The organism is Actinomycetota bacterium (genome assembly GCA_035759705.1).
Lineage (GTDB): Bacteria > Actinomycetota > CADDZG01 > JAHWKV01 > JAHWKV01 > JAJCYE01.
This window is the reverse complement of record DASTUJ010000052.1, coordinates 1-3,742: the sequence shown is the minus strand read 5'-3', so window position 1 is coordinate 3,742 and position 3,742 is coordinate 1. Positions and strand designations below refer to the sequence as shown.

At 65.7% G+C, this 3,742-nt stretch carries 3 protein-coding genes; all 3 read left to right on the top strand.

Annotated features, from left to right (window positions below; genetic code table 11):
• The coding region (locus VFV09_03370; GenBank protein ID HEU4866748.1) for a hypothetical protein at positions 1–940 on the top strand (940 nt) is incomplete at its 5' end.
• Positions 937–3,285 carry a GMC oxidoreductase gene (locus VFV09_03365; protein HEU4866747.1) on the top strand — a complete coding sequence of 783 codons (2,349 nt, stop codon included), beginning with the start codon at positions 937–939 and terminating at the stop codon, positions 3,283–3,285. The genes VFV09_03370 and VFV09_03365, both read left to right, overlap by 4 nt.
• The gene (locus tag VFV09_03360) at positions 3,285–3,722 is read left to right on the top strand and encodes an SRPBCC domain-containing protein (GenBank protein ID HEU4866746.1); all 438 of its coding nucleotides are present in this window, start codon (positions 3,285–3,287) and stop codon (positions 3,720–3,722) included. The genes VFV09_03365 and VFV09_03360 overlap by 1 nt, the downstream gene beginning before the upstream one ends.
• Positions 3,723–3,742: the final 20 nt, after the last annotated feature.

The following is a 3,742-nucleotide window of genomic DNA, read 5'->3' as shown; positions in this document are numbered from 1 at the left end:
CAAGGACAACCTCGACTTCTTTCTCGATGCCTTGAAGCGGCTGGACGACCAGGGCGTGGGCAACAAGGGCAAGATGGTCATCGGCCTCGTAGGTGAACGGGACCTCATCGGGGTTGCACTCCGGCAGGCTCAACGGGTCGTCCGGTTCGACCACCGGCCGAGCAAGTGGTCGCACGCCTTCCTCATAGCCGGCGAAACCCCAACCGACAAGATGGAGCTGGCCAACACCAAGGTGCTCGAGGTCACGATGAGCCCCCGCAGCGGCGCCATGGCCGACCCGAACAGCAACGGGCTGACCATCGGCAAGCTCGGCAACTACGTGAGCCCGGTGGTAACCGCAAATGCGGCCCTCATCGCAGTGAAGATGTCCGACGACGAGGCGGAGGCCGTATTTCAGAAGGCGACCCACCCCAACCGGGACCGCGCCCGCTACAACCTGTGGGCCGCGCTGAGCGTGTGGCAGGGGTACTACTGGGCGCAGGGCCACCGCCCGAACCCGCTCGAGGAGGGGTTTCCGATGTTCTCCTCATCGTACGTCGAGTACGCATTCGAGGGGATAGACCTGGACGTCACGCCGTCCGCCTCGGAGCGCAACAGCGCCCCCGACCACCTGTACAGCGCAGCGAAGTACTGGAACGAGAACATGACCGACCTCAACCACCCGATGTTCGGGTACCTGGTGGTGCGCGACCCGGGATGCGCGGTCCTTTACCAGGACGAGGTCAAGGACGCCGCCGACGTGGTGGCGAGGGTCTTCGAGGGCGACGCCGGCGCAACCGCCGGTGCGGTGGCGGGAGCGGCGGCGGGTGCCGTTGCCGGGGCGGCCGCCGGCGCCGAGGCGGCAGCCGATGCGATCGAGGCCCACGAGGCCGACCAGGTCCACGAACCGGAGCCCAAGAAGAAGACCACCCGGACCCGCAAGCCCAAGGAGGACAAATGAGCCGCCTGTCGAAACCGATCCACGAGATCCGGGACCGCTACGACGTGGTGGTCGTCGGCTCCGGCTACGGCGCCTCCATCGCAGCCTCCCGGCTGGCCCGGGCCGGCCGGAAGGTCTGCGTGCTCGAGCGGGGCAAGGAGTTCCGCCCCGGGGAGTACCCGGACACCGGCCCGGAGGCGGTGGCGGAGACGCAGGTCGACATGCCGGGTCACCACATCGGCTCGGCCACCGGCCTGCTGGACTTCCACGTCAACCCGGACCTGAACGTCCTGGTCGGGTGCGGCCTGGGGGGCACGTCGCTGATCAACGCCAACGTTTCTCTAAAGGCCGAGCCCCGGGTGTTCGAAGACTCCCGCTGGCCGCAGGCGATCCGGGACGACCTGGCCGGGGGCATCGAGGCCGGCTACACACGGGCCCTGGAGATGTTGAAGGCCACGCCCTACCCGGAGACGTTCCCGGTCCTGAAGAAGCTCGAGGCCCAGCGGATCTCGGCCGAAGCCATGGGCAAGACCTTCTACCGGCCGCCAATCAACGTCACCTTCGAGGAGGGTGTCAACCACGTCGGGGTCGAGCAGCACGCCTGCAAATTGTGCGGTGACTGCGTCTCAGGCTGCAACTACTCGGCCAAGAACACGCTGATCATGAATTACCTGCCCGATGCGGTTAACCACGGGGCCGAGATCTTCACCAAAACTGCGGTGAACCGGGTGGAGCAGAAGGACGGCGAGTGGCTGGTGTATTTCGACCTCCACAACACCGGCCGGGAGTACTTCAAAGCTCCCCCTATGTTCGTCAGGGCCGGGATCGTCGTAATCGGCGCCGGGGCGCTCGGCTCCACCGAGGTCCTGCTCCGCTCCCGGAAGAACGGCGTGGCTCTGTCGGACCAGCTGGGCAGCGGGTTTTCCGGCAACGGCGATGTACTGGGCTTCGGCTACAACTGCGACGTCGAGATCAACGGCATCGGCCTCGGCACGATCCCGCCCGAGCAGGCCGACCCCGTGGGCCCATGCATCACCGGAATCATCGACGTTCGCCAGCAGACCGACCTGGAGGACGGCTTCGTCATCGAGGAGGGCTCGATCCCCGGGGCGATCCGTCAATTCCTCCCCGCGGCGTTTGCCACCTTCTCCAAGGCGGTAGGCAAGGACACCGACGCCGGCGACTGGTGGAAGGAGAAGAAGAGGGCGGTCGAGAGCCTGGTCGGCGGGGCTAGCAGGGGTGCGGTCGACAACACCCAGACCTACCTCGTGATGGCCCACGACGGCTCGGCCGGAAAGCTGGAGCTCGACGAGAACGAGAAGGTGCGCGTCGCATGGCCGGGGATCGGCGCCCAGCCGGTGTTCAAGAACGTCAACGACGCCCTTCAGCAGGCCACCAAGGCCCTGGGCGGGACCTACATCCCGAACCCGACCTGGACCCCGATGCTGGGGCAGGACCTGGTCACCGTCCACCCGCTGGGCGGCTGTGTGATGGCCGACGACGCGGAGCATGGGGTGACGAACCACAAAGGTCAGGTGTTCAGCGGCAAGCAGGGCGCCGGCACCTACGAAGGCCTGTACGTGATGGACGGGTCGGTGATCCCGCGGTCGGTAGGGGTGAACCCGCTGCTGACGATCTCGGCGGTGGCGGAGCGCAACGTCGCACTGCTCGCCCAGGAGCGCGGCTGGACGATCGACTACTCGCTGCCGCCGGTCCCGGTGGTCCCGGACACGCCGCCCACGATCGGCGTGCAGTTCACCGAGAGCATGAAGGGCTTCATGTCCAAGGTCGACGACGGCGACTTCCAGGCCGGTTTCGACCGGGGCAAGGAGGGCGACTCTCCGTTCGAGTTCGTGCTGACCGTTCTCGCCGACGACCTGGACATGCTTCTCAACACCAAGGAGCACGAGGCGGCGATGGTCGGGACCGTGAAGGCCCCGATGCTGTCGAAGAGGCCCCTGTCGGTCACCGAGGGCCGGTTCAACCTGTTCGTCGACACCGACGACAACCCGGTCACGAAAAAGATGCTCTACAACATGGTGATGAGCACCGACGAGGGTCGCCGGTACCGCTTCTTCGGCTACAAGACCATCCGCCAGGACCCGGGGTTCGACCTGTGGTCCGACACGACGACTCTGTACATCACCGTCTACGACGGCGATTCGGAGGACGCACCGGTTGTGGCCAACGGGATCCTGAAGATCATCCCGGACGACTTTGCCCGCCAGATGACCACCATGCACCCCAACGGCAACCAGGGAGTGGTCGAGGGCTTCATGGCGGTCGCCAAGTTCGGCAAGGCGTTTGCCGGGGACCTGCTGGAGGCCTACGGGGGCGCCGACAAGCTGTTCCGGAACTCGTCCTGATGGAGATCCGCGACTCGATTGTCATCAACGCTCCGGTGGAGCAGGTGTGGGAGGTCTTCTCCGACATCGGCTCCTACCCGGAGTGGAACCCGTTCATAACGAGCTTCCAGGGCAGGCTCGGCCAGTCGGAGAAGGTGCTCGTGAAGATGGACATGGGGCCGTTCGTCATGCCCATCACTCCCGTTCTGACCGTGGTCCAGCCGCCCAACGAGCTCAGCTGGGTGGTGGAACAGGGATCGTCGTTCCTCTACAACGTCGAGCGGCACTTCCGGCTCGACCCTCTGGGCGGGAGCCAGACCCACTTCGTGCAGTCGGAGACGGCGGCCGGGTTCCTCTCGCCGGTGATCTCAGCGTTCCTATTCGTACCGGTGGTCAAGGGATACCGGGCATTCAACCAGGCTCTGAAGGCGAGAGTCGAAGAAAGGCTGCGTGACTAGATGGCTCAGATCCAATCGAG

Bases quoted from the DNA above. Each gene is read 5' to 3' on its own strand.
- VFV09_03365 (HEU4866747.1), top strand. From the start codon at position 937: ATGAGCCGCCTGTCGAAACCGATCCACGAGATCCGGGACCGCTACGAC.
- VFV09_03360 (HEU4866746.1), top strand. From the start codon at position 3,285: ATGGAGATCCGCGACTCGATTGTCATCAACGCTCCGGTGGAGCAGGTG.